This is a genomic window from Stenotrophomonas sp. TWI587 (assembly GCF_039674145.1).
GTDB classification, from domain to species: Bacteria; Pseudomonadota; Gammaproteobacteria; order Xanthomonadales; family Xanthomonadaceae; genus Stenotrophomonas; species Stenotrophomonas maltophilia_AY.
The window spans coordinates 136,577-159,430 of the sequence record NZ_JBDJMW010000004.1 but is presented as its reverse complement, the minus strand read 5'-3'; the positions used below and the strand labels follow the sequence as shown (position 1 = coordinate 159,430).

At 65.8% G+C, this 22,854-nt stretch carries 20 protein-coding genes; 11 read left to right on the top strand and 9 right to left on the bottom strand.

The genetic code is table 11. The features are described 5' to 3' along the window. Positions 1–34 precede the first annotated feature (34 nt). The gene (locus tag ABE464_RS08325) at positions 35–484 is read right to left on the bottom strand and encodes a 3-dehydroquinate dehydratase (RefSeq protein WP_019184864.1); all 450 of its coding nucleotides are present in this window, start codon (positions 482–484) and stop codon (positions 35–37) included. A 3-nt stretch (positions 485–487) separates the two neighbouring features. After that, positions 488–898: a hypothetical protein gene (locus tag ABE464_RS08320; protein WP_346471556.1), complete on the bottom strand. Its 411-nt coding sequence runs from the start codon at positions 896–898 to the stop codon at positions 488–490. A gap of 178 nt (positions 899–1,076) precedes the next feature. Here ABE464_RS08320 and lepB point away from each other — a divergent pair, with 178 nt between their 5' ends. Both lepB and ABE464_RS08310 read left to right on the top strand, forming a co-directional pair. Then, the gene (lepB, locus tag ABE464_RS08315) at positions 1,077–1,709 is read left to right on the top strand and encodes a signal peptidase I (RefSeq protein ID WP_346471555.1); all 633 of its coding nucleotides are present in this window, start codon (positions 1,077–1,079) and stop codon (positions 1,707–1,709) included. A 132-nt stretch (positions 1,710–1,841) separates the two neighbouring features. Continuing rightward, positions 1,842–3,119: an MFS transporter gene (locus ABE464_RS08310; protein WP_346471554.1), complete on the top strand. Its 1,278-nt coding sequence runs from the start codon at positions 1,842–1,844 to the stop codon at positions 3,117–3,119. On the opposite strand, the gene ABE464_RS08305 is transcribed toward ABE464_RS08310, so the two are convergent. After that, positions 3,109–4,011 carry a LysR substrate-binding domain-containing protein gene (locus ABE464_RS08305; RefSeq protein ID WP_346471553.1) on the bottom strand — a complete coding sequence of 301 codons (903 nt, stop codon included), beginning with the start codon at positions 4,009–4,011 and terminating at the stop codon, positions 3,109–3,111. The two genes, ABE464_RS08310 and ABE464_RS08305, sit on opposite strands and share 11 nt — an antisense overlap. Before the next feature lie 118 nt (positions 4,012–4,129). Here ABE464_RS08305 and ABE464_RS08300 point away from each other — a divergent pair, with 118 nt between their 5' ends. Next, entirely contained in the window at positions 4,130–4,633 is a 504-nt protein-coding gene (locus ABE464_RS08300; protein WP_346471552.1) for a hypothetical protein, read from the top strand. 459 nt (positions 4,634–5,092) lie between these two features. Here the strand turns inward: ABE464_RS08300 and ABE464_RS08295 are convergent, their stop codons facing one another. Beyond that, a complete protein-coding gene (locus ABE464_RS08295; protein ID WP_179460522.1) occupies positions 5,093–6,058 on the bottom strand; it encodes a LysR substrate-binding domain-containing protein in 966 nt (321 codons plus the stop codon). Between the two features lie 108 nt (positions 6,059–6,166). Here ABE464_RS08295 and aceB point away from each other — a divergent pair, with 108 nt between their 5' ends. The 4 genes from aceB (at position 6,167) to ABE464_RS08275 (ending at position 12,915) form a co-directional block, all read left to right on the top strand. Beyond that, positions 6,167–7,813, top strand: a complete 1,647-nt coding sequence (gene aceB / locus ABE464_RS08290) for a malate synthase A (RefSeq protein ID WP_346471551.1) — start codon at positions 6,167–6,169, stop codon at positions 7,811–7,813. A 52-nt stretch (positions 7,814–7,865) separates the two neighbouring features. Beyond that, entirely contained in the window at positions 7,866–9,158 is a 1,293-nt protein-coding gene (aceA, locus tag ABE464_RS08285) for an isocitrate lyase (RefSeq protein WP_346471550.1), read from the top strand. Positions 9,159–9,383: 225 nt separating this feature from the next. Then, positions 9,384–10,430, top strand: a complete 1,047-nt coding sequence (locus ABE464_RS08280; protein ID WP_265309948.1) for a GGDEF domain-containing protein — start codon at positions 9,384–9,386, stop codon at positions 10,428–10,430. A gap of 13 nt (positions 10,431–10,443) precedes the next feature. Next, positions 10,444–12,915, top strand: a complete 2,472-nt coding sequence (locus tag ABE464_RS08275; protein WP_346471549.1) for a putative peptide modification system cyclase — start codon at positions 10,444–10,446, stop codon at positions 12,913–12,915. 6 nt (positions 12,916–12,921) lie between these two features. Here ABE464_RS08275 and ABE464_RS08270 read toward each other — a convergent pair whose 3' ends face one another. Then, positions 12,922–13,230: an NHLP-related RiPP peptide gene (locus ABE464_RS08270; protein WP_265309949.1), complete on the bottom strand. Its 309-nt coding sequence runs from the start codon at positions 13,228–13,230 to the stop codon at positions 12,922–12,924. 168 nt (positions 13,231–13,398) lie between these two features. Here ABE464_RS08270 and ABE464_RS08265 point away from each other — a divergent pair, with 168 nt between their 5' ends. Beyond that, the gene (locus ABE464_RS08265; protein WP_346471548.1) at positions 13,399–14,565 is read left to right on the top strand and encodes a putative peptide maturation dehydrogenase; all 1,167 of its coding nucleotides are present in this window, start codon (positions 13,399–13,401) and stop codon (positions 14,563–14,565) included. Between the two features lie 21 nt (positions 14,566–14,586). Here ABE464_RS08265 and ABE464_RS08260 read toward each other — a convergent pair whose 3' ends face one another. From ABE464_RS08260 to ABE464_RS08250, 3 genes are read right to left on the bottom strand one after another with little or no spacing between them, the layout of a single operon-like run. Next, positions 14,587–16,569, bottom strand: a complete 1,983-nt coding sequence (locus ABE464_RS08260; protein ID WP_346471547.1) for an acetyl/propionyl/methylcrotonyl-CoA carboxylase subunit alpha — start codon at positions 16,567–16,569, stop codon at positions 14,587–14,589. Positions 16,570–16,624: 55 nt separating this feature from the next. Then, positions 16,625–18,235 carry a carboxyl transferase domain-containing protein gene (locus tag ABE464_RS08255; RefSeq protein WP_070426393.1) on the bottom strand — a complete coding sequence of 537 codons (1,611 nt, stop codon included), beginning with the start codon at positions 18,233–18,235 and terminating at the stop codon, positions 16,625–16,627. A 10-nt stretch (positions 18,236–18,245) separates the two neighbouring features. Beyond that, a complete protein-coding gene (locus ABE464_RS08250) occupies positions 18,246–19,409 on the bottom strand; it encodes an isovaleryl-CoA dehydrogenase (protein ID WP_121044350.1) in 1,164 nt (387 codons plus the stop codon). A gap of 146 nt (positions 19,410–19,555) precedes the next feature. On the opposite strand from ABE464_RS08250, the gene ABE464_RS08245 reads away from it, so the two are divergent. The 3 genes from ABE464_RS08245 (at position 19,556) to ABE464_RS08235 (ending at position 22,334) form a co-directional block, all read left to right on the top strand. Beyond that, complete coding sequence (locus ABE464_RS08245; protein ID WP_123731088.1) at positions 19,556–20,161, top strand: TetR/AcrR family transcriptional regulator; 606 nt, start codon at positions 19,556–19,558, stop codon at positions 20,159–20,161. Between the two features lie 114 nt (positions 20,162–20,275). Further along, a complete protein-coding gene (locus ABE464_RS08240; RefSeq protein WP_046272290.1) occupies positions 20,276–20,794 on the top strand; it encodes a c-type cytochrome in 519 nt (172 codons plus the stop codon). A gap of 94 nt (positions 20,795–20,888) precedes the next feature. Then, positions 20,889–22,334: an ExeM/NucH family extracellular endonuclease gene (locus ABE464_RS08235; protein WP_346471546.1), complete on the top strand. Its 1,446-nt coding sequence runs from the start codon at positions 20,889–20,891 to the stop codon at positions 22,332–22,334. A gap of 75 nt (positions 22,335–22,409) precedes the next feature. Here ABE464_RS08235 and ABE464_RS08230 read toward each other — a convergent pair whose 3' ends face one another. After that, the gene (locus ABE464_RS08230; RefSeq protein ID WP_346471545.1) at positions 22,410–22,853 is read right to left on the bottom strand and encodes a hypothetical protein; all 444 of its coding nucleotides are present in this window, start codon (positions 22,851–22,853) and stop codon (positions 22,410–22,412) included. Between the last annotated feature and the right edge of the window lies 1 nt (position 22,854).

Here is a 22,854-nt window from a genome sequence, read left to right as displayed (position 1 = left end):
AGGGGCCCAGCGCCCGCCCCACCGACCCGGCGCATCACGTCCCCACGTGCACGCCCTCGGCGATCTCACTGCACCCCAGGTGATCCAGCGCGATCTCCAGCGCGTGCATGTAACTCTGCGCGCAGTACCCGCGCGCCACGCCGATGCGCTGGCCCACATCCGCCGGCAGGCACGCCTCCGGGGCGCGCGCATCGTCGTCGTGCACTTCCACGTAGGCGTTGTGCAGATGCGGCAGCAGCCGCTGCAGGCGCGCGCTGTCCACGCAGGCACCGGGATCAAGCAGGGTGACTTCGCCGCGGCTGTGGTCGGCCACGCGCAGGGCATCCAGCAGTTCCTGCTCCGAGCCACAGGCGCGGATCGCCACCGTGGTGCCTGCATCGATCGCGCGGTGCACCAGGGATTTGAGAACGAGCGGAGGCAGCGGCTGCGCCGTACGGATCAGCTGCCCGGCCGCTTCCGGCCCACGGATGATGAAGATCGACATGGCTCAGCCCTCCACGGCCTGCAGGCGATGGGCGGCGATCGCCAACGACAGGCGGCAGGCGTCCTGAGGGCCGCTGCTGCACACCACCCGCGCGGCCGGGGCATGCTGCGGATGCAGGTGCTCGTCCAGCGCATCGTCATCGTTGCTGGCCATCTCGATGTAGGGCGCCGGCAGCTCGTCCAGCGCGGTGCGCAGTGCCTGGCCGTAGCGCGCCCACTGCGGTGCATCCACCGCCGCGGTGGCGATCAGGACCAGCGCCGGGCGGCTGCGCTGGGCACGCTGCAGGCAGCGCACCAGCGCCGGCAGGGAGTCGCAGTCGCGGCAGGCCAGGCGGTGTCCGGCGACCCGCGCAGGCAGCGGCGACGCGTCCGGCACGGCGTTCGACGGTGTATGCCGGATCAGCAGGATGGTCATGGAGCGTCTCTTCTAAGCGCCCTTCGGCGCGGTGTCGCCACGATGCGGCTGCGCCCCGTAAAACCGCGATGCCGGCCGGGCGGGCGCGGCGTAAACAGTGCGTAGCTTTTTCAGCGCGGGGCAGGGAACTTGCCTGCCGTCTGTCCGGTCACAGCCACACACTTCCTGGAGCGCCCGTATGGACACCCCTGCCGCCGCCGCTGCCCCCACCGACCACCGACTGCTGCGCTGGCTGAAGAAGGAGGCCCTGCCGCTGCTGGTGATGCTCGGCCTGCTCGCGGCGGCGCGCGACACCTTGGCCAACCACTACCAGGTGCCCAGCGGCTCGATGCAGCACACGCTGATGCCGGGCGACCGGGTGGTGGTGGACATGCGTGCCTACGGCGTGCGCCTGCCGTTCACCTCGGTGGAGCTGCTGCACACAGGCCAGCCGCAGCGCGGTGACGTGGCGGTCTTCGATTCACCGCAGGACGGCACCCGGCTGATCAAGCGCATCGCGGCGGTCGGCGGGGATCGGGTCGAGCTGCACGACGGTCACCTGAGCATCAACGGCCATCCGCTGGCGCAGGCCGGGGTGGGTGAGATCGAAGACTTCGGTCAGCATCTGGCTCAGCTGGATCTGGGCCAGGGCGGTGGCCCGGACATCACCGGCTTGACCGTGCCCGCAGGTCAGGTGCTGATGCTCGGCGACCACCGCGGCAACAGTGCCGACGGCCGCTTCTTCGGGCTGGTACAGGCCAGCGCGTTGTACGGCAAGGCCTCGCACGTCTACTACCGGCGCGGTGAAGGCCTGACCTGGCAGACGCTGTAATTCCCATCGCCATCTGAATCGATATCTGAAACGTCTCGATTCAGACATTTCAGGTTATGGATCGACCTGCAGGCGCTGCCTATCCTGAGCGCTGACTTTTCCCTCCGGCCCGTCCACGCGGGCCTTACCGGCATGAATGGCGACACCGCAGCGGTCCCCGACCGCAGCCCCTCGGGCATCACCGCAGCAGCGGCGCCCGGCGATCAGATCCAGCAGGGCACCCCGGCCTTCCGGCGTACGGCGGCCGCGCTGTTCCTGGCCGGTTTCTCCACCTTCGGGCTGCTCTACACGGTGCAGCCGCTGCTGCCGGAATTCAGTCGCCACTTCGGTGTCTCCGCGGCCAACAGCGCGTTGACCCTGTCGCTGAGCACCGGTCTGCTGGCGGTCTCGATGCTGATCGCGGGATTGATCTCCGACCGCATCGGCCGCCGCAGCGTGATGATCGCGGCGTTGCTGGCGTCCAGCGTGTTGTCTGTCGCCACCGCGATGGTGGATGACTGGACCACGCTGTTGGTGCTGCGCACGCTGCTTGGCATCGCGCTCAGTGGCGTCCCGGCAGTGGGCATGACCTACCTCGCCGAGGAAATGGACAGCCGCGCGCTGGGCCTGGCGATGGGCCTGTACATCGGCGGCAACGCGATCGGCGGCATGAGCGGCCGTCTCATCGCAGGTATCGTGGCCGACCATTGGGGCTGGCGCTGGGGTATCGGCGTGGTCTCATTGATCGCACTGCTCAGTACCGTGCTGCTGTGGATCCAACTGCCGCCGTCACGCCACTTCCATAGCCGCCGTGGCGGCCTGCGCGAACTGCCTTCGCGCTGGCGCAGCCTGTTCGGCGATCCCGGGTTGCCGTGGTTGTTCGCCACCGCGTTCGTGCTGATGGGCGTGTTCGTCACCCTCTACAACTATCTCGGCTTCCATTTGCTCGCGCCGCCGTATGGCCTCAGCCAGACCGTCGTCGGCCTGATCTTCAGCGTGTATCTGGTCGGCACCTTCAGCTCGGCCTGGATGGGGCAGCAGGCCAACCGCCATGGCCGCAGCCGCGTGCTGGCGATCTGCTATGGACTGATCGCGCTGGGCATCGTCCTGCTGGCGATGCCGTGGCTGGGCTGCATGGCGGTCGGCATCGCGCTGGTGACCTTCGGCTTCTTCGGTGGTCACTCGGTGGCCAGCAGCTGGGTCGGCAGCCGCGCCGGTGCGATGCGCGCCGAAGCGTCCGCGCTGTACCTGTTTGCCTACTACCTGGGCTCCAGCGTGGCCGGTGTGCTCGGCGGCGTGTTCTACACGCGCTGGGACTGGCTGGGTGTGTGCGGCTTCGTCGGCGTGCTGACCCTCGCCGGGGGCGTGATCGCCTGGCGTCTGGGCCAGCGCGTGCAACCGGCCAGCGCCGCGCTCGCGCTCAGCCGCTGACGCCCTGCAGCAGCCGGGTGAAGTGACCGATCAGCGGCGACGCTGGACCGCGGCGGCAGGCCACGTGCACTTCCGAACTGGCCGCGCGATCACTGAGCGCGACGAAGCGCGCACCGTCCACCTGGATATGGCAGCACGAGGCGGGCAGCACCGTTACCCCCAACCCCGAGGCCGCCAGGCTGATCAGTGTCGAGGCTTCGCCTGCCTCCTGCACGATGCGCGGGGTGAACCCCGCGCTGCGGCACAGCGCGATGACATGATCGTGGATGCCCGCACCCACCTCGCGCAGGAACCCGACGAACGGCTCATGCGCGAACAGACGCAGCGCCACCGCCGCATCGGCCGGCAACTCACGTACCAGCGGATGCTGGTCGTGCACCACCAGCGCGAGCGGATCACTGAACAGTTTGCGTGACATCAGCGGTGCGGGCAGGGCACGTTTGCGGATCAACCCGACATCCAGTTCGCCGGCCATCAGCGCATCGATCTGCTGCAGGGTATTCATCTCGCGCAGCTTCAACTGCACCTGCGGAAACTGCTGGCGGTAGGCGAAGATCGCGCGCGGGATCTGCGTGGACAGCGGCGTGGCCCGGGTCAGCCCGATGCGTAGCTCACCGGTTTCCCCGCGCTGCGCGCGCTGGGTCAGATCGATCGCGGTATCCACCCGGGCCAGCACGTCTCGCGCCTGCTCCTGCAGCACGCGCCCGGCATCGGTCAGTTCCACGCGACGGTTCGCGCGCAGGAACAATCGCGCACCGAGCAGTGTTTCCAGCTGACGGATCTGCTGGCTGAGCGGCGGCTGCGACATCCCCAGCCGCTCGGCCGCCCGGCCGAAGTGCAGCGTCTCGGCGACGGCCAGGAAGTAGCGCAGGTGGCGGAGTTCGATGGACATGGGGGGATTATGACCCCGGTAGGGCCTGAGGGGGCCGAGATAACCTATGGCTGGTAGGCAGGCGGAAATCGGAAAAATTGCTGTACGTGCTTAACGCGAGTGAATATGGTCCTGGAGTGTGACTTCACTGTTCCCGTCAGTGAGCAGAAAATCAGAAATACTTCGAAGGCAGTCAACGAGGAGATTACAGATTGTGGACTCAACCAGGTGCTTTGTTGCGGTAGCGTTGGCGGTTCTTTCTGGGTGCCACGCTGATCAAAGCGTCACTACCCTCAGCGAGCGCTATCGTGTTTGTGCAAACCTTCCGCTCACTACTTCTTTCCTGCCTGCCGCGCCTGGCCCGGACTTCGATCTGGGTGAGTTGAAGGCAGAAGGGTTGACTGTTGATGTCTTTATTGGCGGTCACCCAAGCTTCTCCCACCGGGTCATCAAGAGGGGCGTAGCGGCAAGAGGTGGGTTCAAGCTGCTGGGCAGGGAGACAAGCGATGAGCAGGACAAAGTACTGTTCGCCTATGAGCGGGGTGACAGGGAGGGGCCGATGTATGTGATGTTCATGGCGCCTGATCTGGGTCCAGTTGAGCAGGTTCTGAAGATGGAAAACTTGCTTGTCAGCTGCGAATAGTTCAAACCAACAGGCTTCGATGTGTGCGTTCGGGAGCGGCCGAAAAGGCGGAGCCAACTTGCAAGGAAATGTCTCAGGTGAAAGTGGGGGACATCATCAAGAAAAGGCCATGTATCTGCCTCCGCAGAAATGTTCGGATGCGCATCATGTCTTCGAGTGCACTGAGCGGGCAGCCTTAGCCCCGTACGTGGAAGGAGGAGCCTGCTTCCCTGGAAATCTTGTGCGCGAGTTCAGGAGCGGTCCATGAGCGCATGGTTTTTCGCAGCCAGCTCACCAGCGACGATTGGTGCTCTTCGACCACATCGAGATGTTCTACGACCCAGTCCGCCGGCAGAGTTCGATTGGCGAGCTGTCACCGGTAGAGATCGAGCGGCGCTAAGCGCAGAACAGCTCCTGAGTGGCCATGAAACTCTGGCCGGTCCAACGATCACGATCACTGGTACCTACCCCACAATCGCGTCACCGCTCCGAATGTCCACTCTCGTCATAGCTGCGCGGACTGAACAGGTCCGGCTGGATCAGCTCGATGAACGCCCGCGCCTGCGGTGACAGAAACCGCCCGCGCCGCACGATCACCCCGTAACTGCGCTCCGGGAACCACGCGCTCATCGAGCGCGTCACCAGCTTCTCGCGGTCGGCATCGTGGAGGCAGAGCGCCGGCACGATCGAGATGCCCATGCCCATCGCGACGTACTGCTTGATCACTTCCCAGCCGCCGACCTCCAGCGCCACGGTGTAGGGCAGCCGATGCCGCTGGAACACCTGGTCCACCAGCCGGTAGGTGATCTGTCGTTTCGGCGGCAGCACCAGCGGATACTGCGAGATCGCCTCCAGGCTCAGTTCGCCGTGCGCCAGCGGATGCTCGGGCGGGGCGATCAGCACCTGCTCGAAGCGGTAGGCCGGGGCGTAGCTGAGGTCGGCCGGCACGTCGGTCATCGAGCCCACCGCCAGGTCGGCCGCATCGCTGCGCAGCAGGTCGGTGCCATCGGCGCTGATCGCGTTGTGCAGGGTCAGGCGGACATCCGGGTGGCGCTGGCGGAAGCGCTCCACGATGCGCGGCAGCAGGTACAGGATGGTCGAGCTGTTGGCCGCGATGTTGAGCTCGCCGGCATCCAGCCCCTTCACCTTGTCGCGGAAGCTGGCCTCCAGCCCGTCCAGGTTCTCCACCAGTGGCAGCGCCATGTCATACAGCAACTGGCCTTCGCGGCTTGGCACCAGACGGCGGCCGCTGCGCTCGAACAGGTTGACGCCGAGTTCTCGCTCCAAGGCCTGCAACTGCTGGCTGATGGCCGGCTGGCTGACGAACAGCGCCTCAGCAGCTCGTGAGACTGATCCGAGGCGGACCGTCTGGCAGAACGCCCGCAGCGGCTTGAGCCGATCGGATTTGTAGGAAAACCGGGGGCTTGGCGTGCGCGGCGTGGTCATGGCGTCATGAGTATAAGCACACCTTATGTAAGCTATTGCAATAACTGCTTTGTCAAATATCGGCGCGGCGGCGCACGGTGGAGCTCAACCGCACCGCAGGAGTCCGCCATGTCCGCCGTCGCTTACGCCACCGCCCAGCCCACCCCTGCCGATGCACCGGCCACCCCCGGCATTGCCCTCACCACCCAGCTGGCCGGCCAGTCCGCGCTGCTGCCGGCGGGGGTGCTGGCGCTGCTGGTGTCGCTGCACCGGGCGGTGGAGCCGGAGCGTCAGCGCCGGCTGCAGGCACGGGTCGCGCGCCAGGCCTTCTTCGATGGCGGCGGCCTGCCGGACTTCCGTGCCGATACCGCCGAGATCCGCGCCGGCGACTGGCACGTCGCCCCGCTGCCGGAGGCGCTGCAGGACCGCCGGGTGGAGATCACCGGCCCGACCGACCCGAAGATGGTCATCAACGCGCTGAACTCCGGCGCCAAGGTGTTCATGGCCGACTTCGAGGATTCCACCGCCCCGGCCTGGCGCAACCTGCTGGCCGGCCAGCAGGCGCTGATCGGCGCGGTGCGTGGCGATCTGACCTACACCGGCCCGTCCGTGGATGGGAAGCCGGGCAAGCAGTACACCCTGCGTCCGTTCAACGAGCAGGCCGTGCTGATCGTCCGCCCGCGTGGCTGGCACCTGGATGAGAAGCACGTGCGCATCGATGGCCAGCCGATCGCCGGTGGCCTGTTCGATGCGGCGGTGTTCGCCTTCCACAATGCCCGCACGCTGATGTGCAGGCAGCGTGGGCCGTACTTCTACCTGCCCAAGCTGCAGAGCATGGAAGAGGCCGCGCTGTGGGAGACCGCGCTGTCGCACATCGAGGGCATGCTCGGCCTGCCGCACGGCCAGATCAAGGTCACGGTGCTGATCGAAACGCTGCCGGCGGTGTTCGAGATGGACGAGATCCTGCATGCGCTGCGCGACCGCATCGTCGGCCTGAACTGTGGCCGCTGGGATTACATTTTTTCCTACATCAAGACCTTCCGCCGCCACGCCGACAAGGTGCTGCCCGAGCGCGGCCAGGTGACGATGACCCAGCCGTTCCTGAAGGCCTATTCGGAGCTGCTGATCCGTACCTGCCACCGCCGTGGCGCGCATGCGATGGGTGGCATGGCCGCGCAGATTCCGATCAACCATGACGCGGCCGCCAACGAGCAGGCGATGGCGCGGGTGCGAGCGGACAAGCTGCGCGAAGTCACCGCCGGCCATGACGGGACCTGGGTCGCCCACCCCGCGCTGATCCCGGTCGCGCAGGCGATCTTCGACGAACACATGTCCGGGCCGAACCAGCATCGCGTGCTGCGCAACGATGTGCAGGTGGGCCGCGATGATCTGATCGCCGCGCCCACCGGCACCATCACCCGCGCCGGTTTCGAGGGCAACGTCGAGGTCTGCGTGCGCTACCTGGCCGCCTGGCTGGACGGCAACGGCTGCGTGCCGATCCACCACCTGATGGAGGACGCGGCCACCGCCGAGATCAGCCGCAGCCAGCTGTGGCAGTGGCTGCATACCCCCGGCCAGCACCTGGACGACGGCACCGCCATCGACCTGGCCCTGCTCGACGCCACCCTGGCCCAACTGCCGGCGCGGCTGGGTGACACCACCGCGCTGCCGGGCAGCGCCCGCATCCCCGAGTCCATCGCGCTGCTGGCCGCGCTCAGCCGCCGCGAGGAGCTCACCGACTTCCTGACCCTGCCTGCCTACGACCGTCTCGACTGACCGCCATCCATCCACCTGCTGTTACCGCATCCGTTCCCTTTGGAGATTCGACATGAGCACCCTGCAGACCGCCGAACAGATCCAGCACGCTTGGAACACCGACCCGCGCTGGGCCGGGATCACCCGCAACTACACCGCCGCCGATGTGGTGCGCCTGCGTGGCACCGTGCACGTGGAGCACTCGCTGGCGCGGCTGGGCGCGGAGAAGCTGTGGACGTACCTGCAGGAAAAGGACTTCGTCAACGCGCTCGGCGCGCTGACCGGCAACCAGGCCATGCAGCAGGTCAAGGCCGGCTTGAACGCGATCTACCTGTCCGGCTGGCAGGTTGCCGCCGATGCCAACCTGGCCGGCCAGATGTACCCGGACCAGTCGCTGTACCCGGCCGATTCGGTGCCGGCGGTGGTCAAACGCATCAACAACACCCTGCTGCGTGCCGATCAGCTGCACCATGCCGAAGGCAAGGATGACATCGACTTCCTGCAGCCGATCGTGGCCGATGCCGAAGCCGGTTTCGGCGGCGTGCTCAACGCCTTCGAACTGATGAAGGCGATGATCGAGGCCGGCGCGGCGGGCGTGCACTTCGAGGACCAGCTGGCCTCGGTCAAGAAGTGCGGGCACATGGGCGGCAAGGTGCTGGTGCCGACCCGCGAGGCCATCGAAAAGCTCAACGCCGCGCGCCTGGCCGCCGACGTGATGGGCGTCCCGACCCTGCTGGTGGCGCGTACCGACGCCGAGGCCGCCGACCTGCTGACCAGCGATGTGGATGGCAACGACCAGCCGTTCACCACCGGCGAACGCACCGTGGAAGGCTTCTACAAGACCCGCAATGGCCTGGACCAGGCGATCAGCCGCGGCCTGGCCTACGCGCCCTACGCCGACCTGATCTGGTGCGAGACCGGCAAGCCGGACCTGGAGTTCGCCCGCAAGTTCGCCGAGGCGATCCATGCGAAGTTCCCCGGCAAGCTGCTGGCCTACAACTGCTCGCCCAGCTTCAACTGGAAGAAGAACCTGGACGACGCCACCATCGCGACCTTCCAGAAGGAGATCGCCACCTACGGCTACAAGTTCCAGTTCATCACCCTGGCCGGCTTCCACGCCCTGAACTACTCGATGTTCAACCTGGCCCACGGTTACGCCCGCCGCCAGATGAGCGCCTTCGTGGAGCTGCAGGAAGCCGAGTTCGCCGCCGCCGACCGGGGCTTCACCGCGGTCAAGCACCAGCGCGAAGTCGGCACGGGGTACTTCGACGCGGTGACCCAGGCGATCCAGCAGGGCCAGTCCTCGACGACCGCACTGAGCGGGTCCACCGAGGAAGAGCAGTTCAACGCCGACCGGGCGGCCTGACCCCGTCCGGGCAGGGGGCAGGGAGGGCCAGCAGGGCGATCAGTCGGGGGACTGGCCGCCCTTTTCGGGTGCCGCAGCCCGGTCTTCACGGGGTCGAAGGCGGCAGAACGTGCACCGTTTCACGATTTTGGGGCGTAATAGTCGGAAATGGGATAGGGCGCACAGTTTTGAGGAGTGCTATCCTCCATCGCTCACCAGGGGGCGCTGGAAAGCGGGTGTTCGGAAATGACCGGCAAGGGTGCGGCGGCGATCATGTGCGAACGAGAAACAGACATCGACCGAAAGGCGATGGCTGAGATCGTGCACGCCATCCTGAGCAGCGGCGAGTCCGCATTGTTCTCCGAGTTCGGCCGCCAGCGCAAGCTGGACCAAGGCACGCACCTGTTCCACCGCGGCCATGCCGGCAGCACGATGTACGTCATCGTCAGCGGCTGCATCGAACTGGACTTCGGCGAAGACCTGGTGGTCAAGTCGTTGGGCCCCAATGAGTTCTTCGGCGAGCTGGGTCTGCTGATCGGCGACCACCAGCGCAGTGCCGGTGCACGTGCCGTCGAAGACAGCGTCGTGCTCGAACTGGACCACGATGATTTCCAGCGCCTGGTCAACCGTGACCCCAGCCTGCTCGCCTATTTCCTGCGCCGCACGATCATGCGCGTGGTGGGCAACGAGCAGGTGCTGATCCGCCAGCTGCGCCGCCGCAACCACGATCTCGAAACCGCGCTGGACAATCTCTACGTCACCACCCACCAGCTCACCCACACCCGTGAGCTGGTGCGCACCGACGAGCTGACCGGCCTGCACAACCGGCGTGGCCTGGCCCTGTACCTGCAGGAATGCCGCGCGCAGGAAGACAGCGCGCCGCAGGGCCTGCTGCTGATCGACTGCGACCACTTCAAGCAGGTCAATGACGAGCATGGCCACCAGGCCGGTGACCGCGTGCTGCAGAGCGTGGCCAACATCCTGCGCTCGGTCACCACCGAGCTGGACATTGCCTGCCGACTCGGGGGTGACGAGTTCTGCCTGCTGCTGCGCCACGTCAACCCGGACAGCCTCCAGCACGCGGCCGAGTTCATCCTCAGCGCCGTGCACGGCCTGATGGGGCGCGCGCAGGGCGTGCCGCACCTGTGCCCGGTCAGCATCGGCGTGTGCCTGATCGACCCCCGTACCGACTGGAGCGAGTGGTACGCTCGCGCCGACAACGCGCTGTACCAGGCCAAGCGCCTGGGCGGCAACCGATTGCACTGGTCGCGCTCGGCGACCGCCACACCCTGATCGGGAGATCGGCATGAACGGCGACAACGGAACGTCGACCCAGGCCCCGCAGATGCGGGCGCTGTTGTTCACCGATCTGTGCGACTCGCTGATCCTGGTGGAGCGCATCGGTGATGCGGCGGCGGCTGAGCTGTTCCAGGAGCATGACCGGCTGGTGCTGGCGTTGCAGCAGCAGTGGAACGGGCACCAGATCGATCGTTCGGACGGGCTGTTTCTGTTGTTCGAGCGGGCCATAGATGCGCTCGGCTTCGCGTTGGACTACCAGCGCGGACTGCAGCGTTTGGGGCAGGCGCGCTCCATCATGCTTCGCGCGCGCGCCGGCCTCCATGTGGGCGAGATCCTCACATGGGAAAACAGTGCGGAAGCGGTCAAGGTGGGGGCGAAGTCGGTGGAAGTGGAAGGGTTGGCCAAGCCCATGGCGGCCCGATTGATGACGTTGGCGCGACCCGGGCAGATTCTGCTGTCGGCGGTGGCCGAATCGCTCACCCACCGGGCGACTGCTGAACTGGGTGAGCGCGGTAAAAACCTGCTGTGGAAGTCGCACGGGCGGTGGCGCTTCAAAGGCGTACCGACCAGCCAGGAGGTCTTTGAGGTTGGCGAAGTAGGCTTTGCTCCTCTTCGAATGCCTCGTAGCAACGCTAAGGCGCGGCGCGACATTCCCTTATGGCGGCAGCCAGCGGCATTGGCCGCAGAAACGGCCGTCCTGGTCATGCTGGCTATTGGCGCTTGGGCAATGTTCCGTCCGGAGCCCGCAATAGCATTTGCTGAGCGGGATTGGGTAGTACTGGGTGATGTCAGCAACATGACCGACAACGCTCTGCTTGATGATTCGCTGCAACAGGCATTTCGTATCAGCTTGGAGCAATCACGGTACGTAAACGTACTTGGCGATCTGAAGGTGCGCGACACGCTTCACCGGATGCAGCGCAAACCCGACATGCCCATGGACAGGCGCACGGCCAACGAAGTTGCGATTCGAGAGGGCGCGCGCGCGGTCATCATGCCGTCTGTCATGGAGGTCAACGGCAGTCTGCGGGTTGCAGTGGAAATCGTAGATCCCCGAACAGGGGCGACGGTCTACTCCGAGTACGCGGACGGGCGAGGTGTGGACTCGGCGCTCGCTTCCACTGACAGTGTGGTTGCGTCCTTACGCACGCGCTTGGGCGAGGCAATGAAGGACGTCAGCCGGACGTCCGCTCCTCTGCCCGAGGTAGCCACCAGCAATCTGGATGCGTTGCATGCGTACGCCGCTGGTCTCAAGGCATACGGAGAGTATCGATATCCGGACGCGCTGGCATTCTTTGAGCAGTCCGCACGATTCGATCCCGAGTTCGCCTTTGCGTACATTGGCCAAATGCGCGTTTATTTCGCTCGTGGCGAAACGATCCGCGCGCGACAGTTGCTGAAACGTACACTGGCATTGAAGGCAAAGATGGCGCCGCGCGATGCGCTTTATCTGGACGCCTGGGCATCTGAACTCAACGATGCAGGCGTTGCTGTTGCTGCGCATAAATGGAAGCTGCTTGGTGACCTGTACCCTGACTACCATGCCGCACACGCCAACCGTGCAAATGCCCTCTTCTCCCTCGGCCGTTACGGAGACGCCGAGGCGGTGGCCCGCCTTGCTGCTGTGACACAGAATCCAATGTACAACGTCGCCCTGCAAATGTTGGCCAGAACGCAGTTGGCGCAGGAGGAGCTGGATCAGGCGCTTCAGACGTATCGGCAGGTGGAGAGCGCGGGGCGAGGGCAACCCAATCGCGAATTCGCTTCGGTGCTTGCTGCTCGAGATGATTTTGTCGGAGCATCCAGGGTCTTGGATGCGATCCCCAACGACTCATTGCCGGCATGGTTTCAGAGAACAGCTATTGCCGCCGATCAAGGTCAGGCGGATGAGGCGCTGGGCAATGCGCGCAGGGCGCGTAAGTCGTGCGACATTGAGGGCCACGTCTGTAATGCACTTTCGCTTCAGGAATTGGCGCTCAGAACTGTTTCGGGCTCCGCTCCGCGCGGCGACGAGTTTGGGCAAGCCCTTTCCAACATGCACCAGCAGGCAATGGCGGCCGTTGGTAGTGACCGGGCTGAATGGCTGTACATGGGCTCTGCGGGCGTATACCTGGCCCAGCGCGCGGGGGAGAGTACGGTTGCCGAACGTTGGTCGCCGGTGTTCACCAGAATGGCGAGTGAACTTGGTGATCCGCGAGCCCGGCAGATGGCCGAACTTGCCAGCGCGGAAATCGATCGAAGATCGGGCCGCATCGATACCAGCATCAAACGACTGAGTGCACTGGTGGATGGTGCGGAGTTGTTCCAGGTACATGTGGCGTTGCACATGGCCTACCTGGACAAGGGTGATCAGGCATCAGCCGAGCGCGAACGCGTATGGCTTTCCAGGCATCGTGGGCTGGTGTATGCGGAGAACGCCGGTACTTATTCCCTGATGGCACTCAATGCTACTGACGCGCATAGTGCGCGCCAGCAGTAGCGACCGTCAGGGGCGGGGTTTACGTTTCATTTGTTCGTCTACCTTGCCTGCGACAAAGCAATGCGGCACATAAAATGAGGCGTGCGAGGCCAGGTACTTGAGTAGCTCGGTGCGCGCCTGCGCAAACTCTTCCTTGCTGGCCAGTTTCCCTGCCGGCTCGCACGTGTGACACGAAGCGGCGGCTTCGTCGCTGACCTGGGTCATCGCGGACGCGGGATCCACGGCAAACTGGCTGCGAAAATCATCATCGGTGCACAAAAGATCCAGAAGGCGAACCGCATCTTCTGGGGAAAGCGGCTTCTTGTCAGCGGTCATGTCGGTCACATTGGGTGAAGAGTGGGTTGAGTGAGTGCCACTTCAACGGCAACTGCAATATCGGCCACCTGTACATCCTCTTTAGCATTGACCTGATGCTGATCGACGCTTCATTCCTCGGGACTGCAGCCGACAATGTAACAGCCCACTTCTCCCCGGAAGCAGAACGTGCCCCTCCCTCGTATCCGACGCTGCCGACATCTTTACCTTGAGCCCTGGCAATGCCGCGAGTTTTCATTGCAGGCAGTAATCGATGGCGGCAGCGGTTTTCAGGTGCGCTCCGCCTGGCATGCCTTGGCCCCGCATCTGAATGCCCCGGTGGAAGTCTCCATTGCCATGATGCAACGGCTTGAGGCAGTTGATCCGGACGCGTGGCAAGCTCAGCGCTGCGGAGGCATCGATGTGGAACTGGAAGCACTGCTACAGCACGGACTTGTTCTGCAAGAGGGGTCCATCACTCCAGAGGCACTGGCGGACGAGCGCTTGCGGAGCCTGGATTGGTGGGGACCTGCTGCCATGATGCATTGGCAGTCCCGGTGGCAAGGACGTGACAGTGGAGTGGCGTTGGGCGTCGCCGGGCTGCAGACTGCAGCCGGTCTCCGTGACCGGCTGGGCCCGCCACCGCCCGCGACGGTGCCACCCCGCGGTAGCCGGATCGACCTTCCAAACCTCGATCTGGATGAGACCGACATCCTGCTGCAATCGCGCAGCACGTGCCGTAACTTTGACCGAGAGCGTTCCTTGTCGAAGGACACGCTTGTGCGCATGTTGCAGCGATGCTTTGGAGCGACGGGAACCTACGTCCTCGATGCAGACAGCACTTTCCTGAAAAAGAACGCGCCCTCAGCTGGAGGGCTTCATCCCACCGAGGCGTATCTACTCATTCAGCACGTGGATGGCATCACGCCGGGCCTGTATCACTATCACCCCCTTGACCACGCATTGACCCGTCTTGAAGACCAATCTGCCATCCATATTGGCTTGGCTAAAAAGATCTGTGCGGGGCAACCGTGGTTCTCCGATGCGCACGTTCAGGTGATTCTGGTGGCACGCTTCGCGCGATCACACTGGAAATACAGAAATCACGCCAAGGCTTACCGGGCCGTGATCCTGGACGTAGGGCATCTGTCACAGTTGCTGTTGACCTGTGCAACGGAACAGGGGTTAGGCGCGTTTGTCACCGCCGCAATCAACGAGAAAGATATTGAAGCCGCGCTGGACTTGGATGGAATGGAGCAAGGCGTGTTGGCCGTATGCGGATTCGGTCACCGCAGCGCTCAGATGGCCACGACAGAGTTCGATCCCGTTGAGCGAGTATGGGAGCGGGTTCCCTGACGTGGCCCTTCGCATACGCGATCAACCCGCCTCGAAATCCACCAACACCGCCCCATCGCCCACCTGGTCCCCGGCTTTGACCCGGTAACCCTGCACGGTGCCATCGGCCGGCGCCTGCAGCGTGTGCTCCATCTTCATCGCCTCCAGCACCAGCAGCGGCGCGCCGCGTTTGACCGCCGTGCCCGGTGCCACCAGTGTGGCCACGATACGGCCCGGCATCGGCGCGACCAGGCTGCCGGCATCGGCAACGGACTGGTCCGCTTCGCTGACCGGATCATGCAGGGTGAAGCGCTGCACGCCCTCGCTGCCGAAAAGGTACAGCTCATTGCCGTCGCGGATGACGGTGGCACGGTGCAGCTGCTCGCCGATCTGCACGCGCAGTGCATCACCGGTCAGGCGCCCGCTGCCCTGCAGCGCTTTGCCCTCCATGCGCACGGTCCACTGCTCGCCCGCGCCCTGCACGGCCACGCTGCGCTGCGCACCCCGGTGCTCCAGTGTCAGCGCGCGTGCGGCCGGCGCGCCGAGGCGCCAGCCATCCTGGGCCTGCCACGGTGAGTGCGGGTCACGCGCGTCACGGCTGGCAGCCTCGCTGGTGGCCACGCCGGCGATCGCGGCCAGCGCCCAGAGTGCCGCATCGCTGTCGCCGTCGTTGGGGGCCAGCGCGGCCTGCTCGCGCTCGATCAGCGCGGTATCCAGCTTGGCCTGGGTAAACGAATCGGTCATCACCAAGCGGCGCAGGAAGGCGGCATTGGTGGTCACGCCAACCACTTCGCATTCGGCCAGCGCCTGCTGCATGCGGCGCAGTGCGGCGTCGCGGTCGACGTCCCAGACGATCAGTTTGGCGATCATCGGGTCGTAGAACGGGGTGATCGCATCGCCCTGTTCGACACCGGCATCCACGCGCACGTGCGCGGTGTTGGCCGGCAGGCGCAGGTGGCGCAGGGTGCCGGTGGACGGCAGGAAACCGCGGTCGGCGTCTTCGGCGTACAGGCGGGCTTCCAGTGCATGGCCGCGGATCTGCAGCTGATCCTGCTGCAGCGGCAGCGGTTCACCGCTGGCCACGCGCAGCTGCCACTCGACCAGGTCGGTGCCGGTGATGCACTCGGTGACCGGGTGCTCCACCTGCAGGCGGGTGTTCATTTCCATGAAGTAGAAATCGCCATCCGGGCCGGCGATGAACTCCACCGTGCCCGCGCCGACGTAGTTGACCGCGCGCGCGGCATCGACGGCGGCCTTGCCCATCGCGGCGCGGCGCTCGGGCGTCATGCCGGGCGCGGGCGCTTCTTCGAGCACCTTCTGGTGGCGGCGCTGCACCGAGCAGTCGCGCTCGAACAGGTACACCACGTTGCCGTGGCTGTCGCCGAACACCTGGATCTCGATGTGGCGCGGACGCTCCACATACTTCTCCACCAGCACGTGTGCGTTGCCGAACGCGGACTGCGCTTCACGCTGGCAGCTGGCCAGCGCCTCGGTGAAGGTCGCGCTGTCGTCCACGCGGCGCATGCCCTTGCCACCGCCGCCTGCGCTGGCCTTGATCAGCACCGGGTAGCCGATGCTGTCGGCCTGCTTGCGCAGGAACTCGGGGATCTGTTCGTCGCCGTGGTAGCCCGGGGTGAGCGGCACGCCGGCCTGCTGCATCAGCGCCTTGGCCGCGCTCTTGTCGCCCATCGCGCGGATCGCCGCAGCGGAGGGGCCGATGAACACGATGCCCGCCTCGGCGCAGGCCTGCGCGAAGCCGGCGTTCTCCGAGAGGAAGCCGTAGCCGGGATGGATCGCCTGCGCGCCGGTGCGGCGGGCGGCCTCCAGGATGGCGTCGCCGCGCAGGTAGCTCTCACGCGCCGGCGCCGGGCCGATCGCGATGGCCTCGTCGGCCAGGCGCACGTGGCGCGCGTTGCGGTCGGCGTCGGAGTACACCGCCACGGTGGCGATGCCCAGGCGCTGGCAGGTAGCGATGACGCGGCAGGCGATTTCGCCACGGTTGGCGATCAGGATCTTGGTGAACATGGTGGTCTCGTTGCGCGGGCCAGGGGCGGCGGTGCCAGGCGGCACCGCCCGTGCATTACATGCGGAACACGCCGAAGTCGGTCTTCTTCGCCGGGGCGTTGAGGCTGGCTGACAGCGCCAGGCCCAGCACACGACGGGTGTCGGCCGGATCGATCACGCCGTCATCCCAGAGCCGGGCGCTGGCGTAGTACGGGTGGCCCTGCGATTCGAACTGCGCGCGGATCGGCGACTTGAAGCCGTCTTCTTCCTCGGCCGACCACTGCCCGCCCTTGGCTTCGATGCCATCGCGCTTGACCGTGGCCAGCACGCTGGCGGCCTGCTCGCCGCCCATCACGCCGATGCGCGCGTTCGGCCACATCCACAGGAAGTTGGGCGAGTAGGCGCGGCCGCACATGCCGTAGTTGCCGGCACCGAACGAGCCGCCGATCACCACGGTGAACTTGGGCACCTTGGCGCAGGCTACGGCCATGACCAGCTTGGCCCCGTCCTTGGCGATGCCGCCGTGCTCGTACTTGCGGCCAACCATGAAGCCGGTGATGTTCTGCAGGAACACCAGTGGAATGCCGCGCTGCGTGCACAGTTCGATGAAGTGCGCGCCTTTCAGCGCGGACTCGGAGAACAGGATGCCGTTGTTGGCAATGATGCCCACCGGGTAGCCGTGCAGGTGCGCGAAGCCGGTGACCAGCGTATTGCCGTAGCGCGGCTTGAACTCATCGAAGCGCGAATCGTCCACCAGGCGCAGGATCACTTCGCGCACGTCATAGGGCTTGCGCGTGTCAGCCGGGATCACGCCATACAGCTCGTGGGCCGGATGCCGCGGTTCCACCGGGGCCTGCACTGCCAGCGCCGGCTCGGGCTTGCGCCAGTTGAGCTGGGCGATGATCGCGCGGACCCGCGCCAGTGCCTGCAGGTCGTTGTCGGCCATGTGGTCGGCCACGCCGGAGATGCGCGTGTGCACATCGGCACCGCCCAGTTCTTCGGCGGTGACCACTTCACCGGTGGCCGCTTTCACCAGCGGCGGGCCGCCGAGGAAGATGGTGCCCTGCTCGCGCACGATCACCGTTTCATCGCTCATCGCTGGCACGTAGGCGCCACCGGCGGTGCAGCTGCCCATCACGCAGGCGATCTGCGGGATGCCCTGCGCGGACAGGTTGGCCTGGTTGTAGAAGATACGACCGAAATGGTCGCGGTCCGGGAACACCTCGTCCTGCAGCGGCAGGAATGCACCGCCCGAATCCACCAGGTAGATGCAGGGGAGGCGGTTCTGCTCGGCCACTTCCTGCGCACGCAGGTGCTTCTTGACCGTCATCGGGTAGTAGGTGCCACCCTTGACCGTGGCATCGTTGGCCACGATCACGCACTCCACGCCCGAGACCCGGCCGATGCCGGCAACCACGCCGGCGCTGGGGATCGGGTCGCCATACATGCCATGCGCGGCCAGCGGGGCGATTTCCAGGAAGGCGCTGCCCGGGTCGAGCAGGGCATCGATGCGGTCGCGCACCAGCAGCTTGCCGCGTGCGGTGTGCTTGGCGCGTGCCGCTTCGCTGCCGCCCAGCGCGGTCTGCGCCAGGGTGGCGCGCAGGTCGTCGACCACCGCCTGCAGCGCGGCGCGGTTGGCCTCGAAGGTGTCGCTGCCCGGTTGCAGCTGGGTGCTCAATACGGTCATGGCAGGGCCCTTACTTGGTGCGCTGGAACAGTTCGCGGCCGATCAGCATGCGGCGGATCTCCGAGGTGCCGGCGCCGATTTCATACAGCTTGGCATCGCGCCACAACCGTCCGGTCGGGTACTCGTTGATGTAGCCATTGCCGCCCAGGATCTGGATCGCCTGGCCGGTCAGCCAGGTGGCCTTCTCGGCCGAATACAGGATCGCGCCGGCTGCGTCCTGACGCGTGGTGCGGCCCTGGTCGCAGGCGCGTGCCACCGCGTAGACATAGGCGCGGCAGGCGTTGAGGCCCACGTACATGTCGGCCAGCTTGGCCTGGATCAGCTGGAAGGTGCCGATCGCCTCGCCGAACTGCTTGCGCTCGTGCACGTACGGCATCACCACGTCCATGGCCGCAGCCATCAGGCCGAGCGGGCCACCGGACAGCACCACGCGCTCATAGTCCAGGCCGGACATCAGCACCTTGACGCCACCGCCGACCACACCAAGCACGTTGGCTTCGGGTACTTCGCAATCCTGGAAGACCAGCTCACAGGTGTTGGAGCCGCGCATGCCGAGCTTGTCCAGCTTCTGCGCCGTGGAAAAGCCCTTCATGCCCTTTTCGATCAGGAACGCGGTGATGCCCTTGGCGCCGCCATCCGGATCGGTCTTGGCATAGACCACCAGCACATCGGCATCCGGGCCGTTGGTGATCCACATCTTGTTGCCGTTAAGCACGTAGTGATCGCCGCGCTTGTCCGCGCGCAGCTTCATCGAGACCACGTCCGAGCCGGCGCCTGGTTCGCTCATCGCCAGCGCGCCGACCAGCTCGCCGCTGCACAGGCCGGGCAGGTAGCGCTTCTTCTGATCTTCGTTGCCGTTCTTGCGCAGCTGGTTCACGCACAGGTTCGAGTGCGCACCGTAGGACAGCGCGATGGCACCGGAGGCACGCGAGATCTCTTCCATCGCCACCACATGCGCGAGGTAGCCCATGCCGCTGCCGCCGTATTCCTCTTCCACCGTCAGGCCGAGCAGGCCCTGCTCGCCGAGCTTGCGCCACAGCGCATTGGGGAACAGATTCTCTTCGTCGGCCTGGGCCGCCAGCGGCGCGATTTCAGCAGAGGCAAAATGGGCCACGCTCTGGCGCAGCAGGTCGATCTCTTCGCCGAGATCGAAGTTCATGGTCGGGACGTGCATGGGCGACTCCGCAACAACAAGGGATGGGACGCGCCGGGAGGGATGGACGGGCTGACAGGGCCGTCCCGCGGGCGATGTACCCCCAGCGTAGCCGGGTTCGGGAAAGAAGTGAACACAAATTCAAAAATTGAACATAGAATCAACAAATGGCCTATAAACGCTCCGCCCTGATGGAAGAACGCCTTGCCGGCGCCCGCGAACGCATCCTGCTGGCGACCCGTGCGCTGGTGGCGGCCGGCGGCTACCGCAACGCCCCGGTGACGGCGGTGGCGGCCGAAGCCGGCGTGTCCACCGGCCTGATCTATCGGCACTTCCCCTCCAAGGCCGAGCTGTTCGTGGAGGTGCTGACCGCCGCGGTGGACCACGAACTGCGCATCTTCGAGGCGATCGCGGCCGAGCCGCTGCCCGCGCCGGAGCGCCTGCGCCGGGCGATCACCGCCTTCGTGCGGCGCGCGCTGGCCGGCCCCGGGCTGGCCTATGCCTTCATCGCCGAGCCGGTCGATCCGGAAGTGGAAGCCGAGCGCATCCGCTGCCGCCGTCTGTTCGGCGATGTGTTCCGGCGCATCGTCGCCGATGGCGTCGAGGCAGGCACCTTCCCGCAGCAGGACACCCATGTCGCAGCGGCCTGCATCGTTGGGGCGTTCACCGAGGCGCTGGTCGGACCGACCGCTCTGAGCCGCGATGCGCACGGCGATGAAGATGCGCTGGTCGAGTCGATCTGTGTTTTCTGCCTGCGTGCCGCGGGCGCCTGAGTCGCGCCGATGCTGCATTGCGACACCCGGCGGTCGCTTGCGCAGCGCCGCCGACGCTGGTCATACTCGGCCGACAAGCCGTGGTCCAACGACTACCAGCCAGGGGTATAGAGAGTGCGGAATTACGACCTCGAGTTCCTGAAACGCTTCTCCATGGTCATCGCGCTGCTGATGGCCATCACACTCGGCCTCATCATCTTCGCGGCCTACCTGCATACCAGCATCCCCCCTGAAGTCTCGCCGATGGCGGCCAAACGCACGGAACAGCGCATCGCGCCGGCCGGTGCGGTGTACGCCGGCAGTACCGGTGCCGCCGCCCAGGCGGCTGCCCAGGCCGCCGCGCTGGTCAAAGCCGCCTCGCAGGTCGCCTACGGTGGCACCACCGACGGCAAGGTGATCTACGACAACCTCTGCACCGCCTGCCATACCAATGGCGTCGGCAAGGCGCCGACGTTGGATCACGGGCATTGGGATGCGCGCATCGCCCAGGGCAAGGACACGCTCTACAAGCATGCGGTGGAGGGCTATACCGGCCCGGACGGTGGCATCATGCCGCCCAAGGGCGGTAATCCGGCGCTGACCGAGGAGCAGATCCATGCCACGGTCGATTGGATGCTGGCCAACCTGAAATAACGGCTTTGCCGGATCAGGTCACCGACGCCGCCGAAGGGCGGCGTTTCACTTTATATGGTTAGCCTTGTCGCACTTCCCTGGAGTCCTGCTTCCGATGCGCCGTACCCCCCTCGTGTTCGCTCTCGCGCTGGCCCTGTCCGGCGCGGTCCATGCCGCCCAGCCGCAGCCCGCCACCTCGCCGCAGGTGCGTCCGGCGCCGACCACGTCGGCCACGCTCACCCTGACCGCGCCGCCCACCGACTGGCGCACGCTGGACGGTCAGCAGGTCCGCATCGCCGCGCCGCTGACCCTGGCCGGCACCGATGGCCTGTCGCGCTTTGGTGAGTTGACCGTGGCCTTCGGTGGTCGCCTGTGGCAGCCCAGCGAAGTGGCCGCACCCGGCAGCCCGGAGCACGCCCATGAGGTGGCCGACAACCTGCGTCGCCGGCTGGTGCTCGACGATGGCAGCGACGCCCGGGATCCCGGCCCGGTGGCCTACCTGCCGGCAGCGGCGAACCTGCGCACCGGCATGGTCCTGCGCAACGTGGAAGGCATCGTCCGCATCGATCCCAAAGGCAACGCCCGCCTGCAGGTGACCCGCCCCCTGAACCTGCCCGCGCTGGACCGCCCGGCGGTACCGGTGGTGGCCGGTGCCCTGCATGTGGCGGCGTTCAACCTGGAGAACTTCTTCAATGGCGACGGCCAGGGCGGCGGTTACCCGACCCTGCGTGGCGCCCGCACCCTGGCCGAACATCACGCGCAGAAAGCCAAGCTGGTCGCCACCATCAACGCGCTCGGTGCCGATGTCGCCGCGCTGATGGAACTGGAGAATGACGGCTACGGCCCGCAGTCGGCGATCGCCCAGCTGGTCGATGCGCTCAATGCGGACCGGGGCCAGGGTGCCGACTGGCGTTTCATCGACGCGAAGCAGGGGCCGGGTGACAACCCGATCCGGGTCGGCATCATCTACCGCGCCACGCGCGTGACCCCGGTCGGCGCCCCCGCTGTGCTGGAGAAGGAACCCTTCGGTGAGCGCAGCCGCGTGCCGCTGGCGCAGGCCTTCCGTGCGGGCAAAGGCGAGCCGTTTGTGGTGGTGGCCAATCACTTCAAATCCAAGGGCTGCTCGGACGCGACCGGCGCCGATGCCGATCAGAAGGACGGCCAGGCCTGCTGGAATGCCACCCGCGTCGCCTCGGCCACGCTGCTGGACCAGTGGCTGGCGACCGACCCCACCGGCGCGGGCACCCGCGATGCGATGCTGCTGGGCGATTTCAACGCGTACGCGATGGAAGACCCGATCCGCACCCTGCACGCGGCCGGCTGGCGGGATGCGTTTGCGGTCGCCAAGGTCGAACGGCCTTACAGCTATGTCTACAACGGCATGACCGGCCGGCTGGACCATGCGCTGTTGAGCCCGGGCATGGCCAAGCGCCTGCGCGCGGCGGCGGAGTGGCATATCAACGCCGATGAGGCGGACGATGTCGGTTACCGCGACCGCAACGAAGCGGGTCCGTGGCGCAGCTCGGATCACGATCCGCTGCTGCTGGGGTTTGATCGCTGAGGGAACCATGGCGCCGGGCGTGATGGACATTCCCGGCGCCTTCCGCCTGTAGTCTGGGCGACCGACGTACGCGGGCTACCCGTAGATCACGTCACACTGACCGACCACATCGAAAACATGATCGTACGAACTGAGCACGATCCGCTTTCTATCGTTGCCATACGTACCCTCAACGAGATCGAAGCTTGAGTCGGTGTACTCTTCGTTCGGATAAGCCTCTACGCCACATACGGACAGGTGCTCGATGTCTGTAAACACGAACGTGACGTTTACGTCGGGTGCGTCGAGAATTTCGGGCATGCAGTTGGACAGAGATAGCGACGCTTTGACCGTCAACGTCATTGGATGGACGGTCAGGTCAGTGGCCGTGACGATCAGTGCATTACGGCCGTAGATGACGCCATGCCTTGTTTCTACCGCTTTCATCTTCATGACCGGAAAGCTCTCGCTTCGCATGGTTGAACGCGCGTTGGCCCCGCATTCGCGTCCGTGAAGCCCATGCAGGGTGTGATCCAGCAAC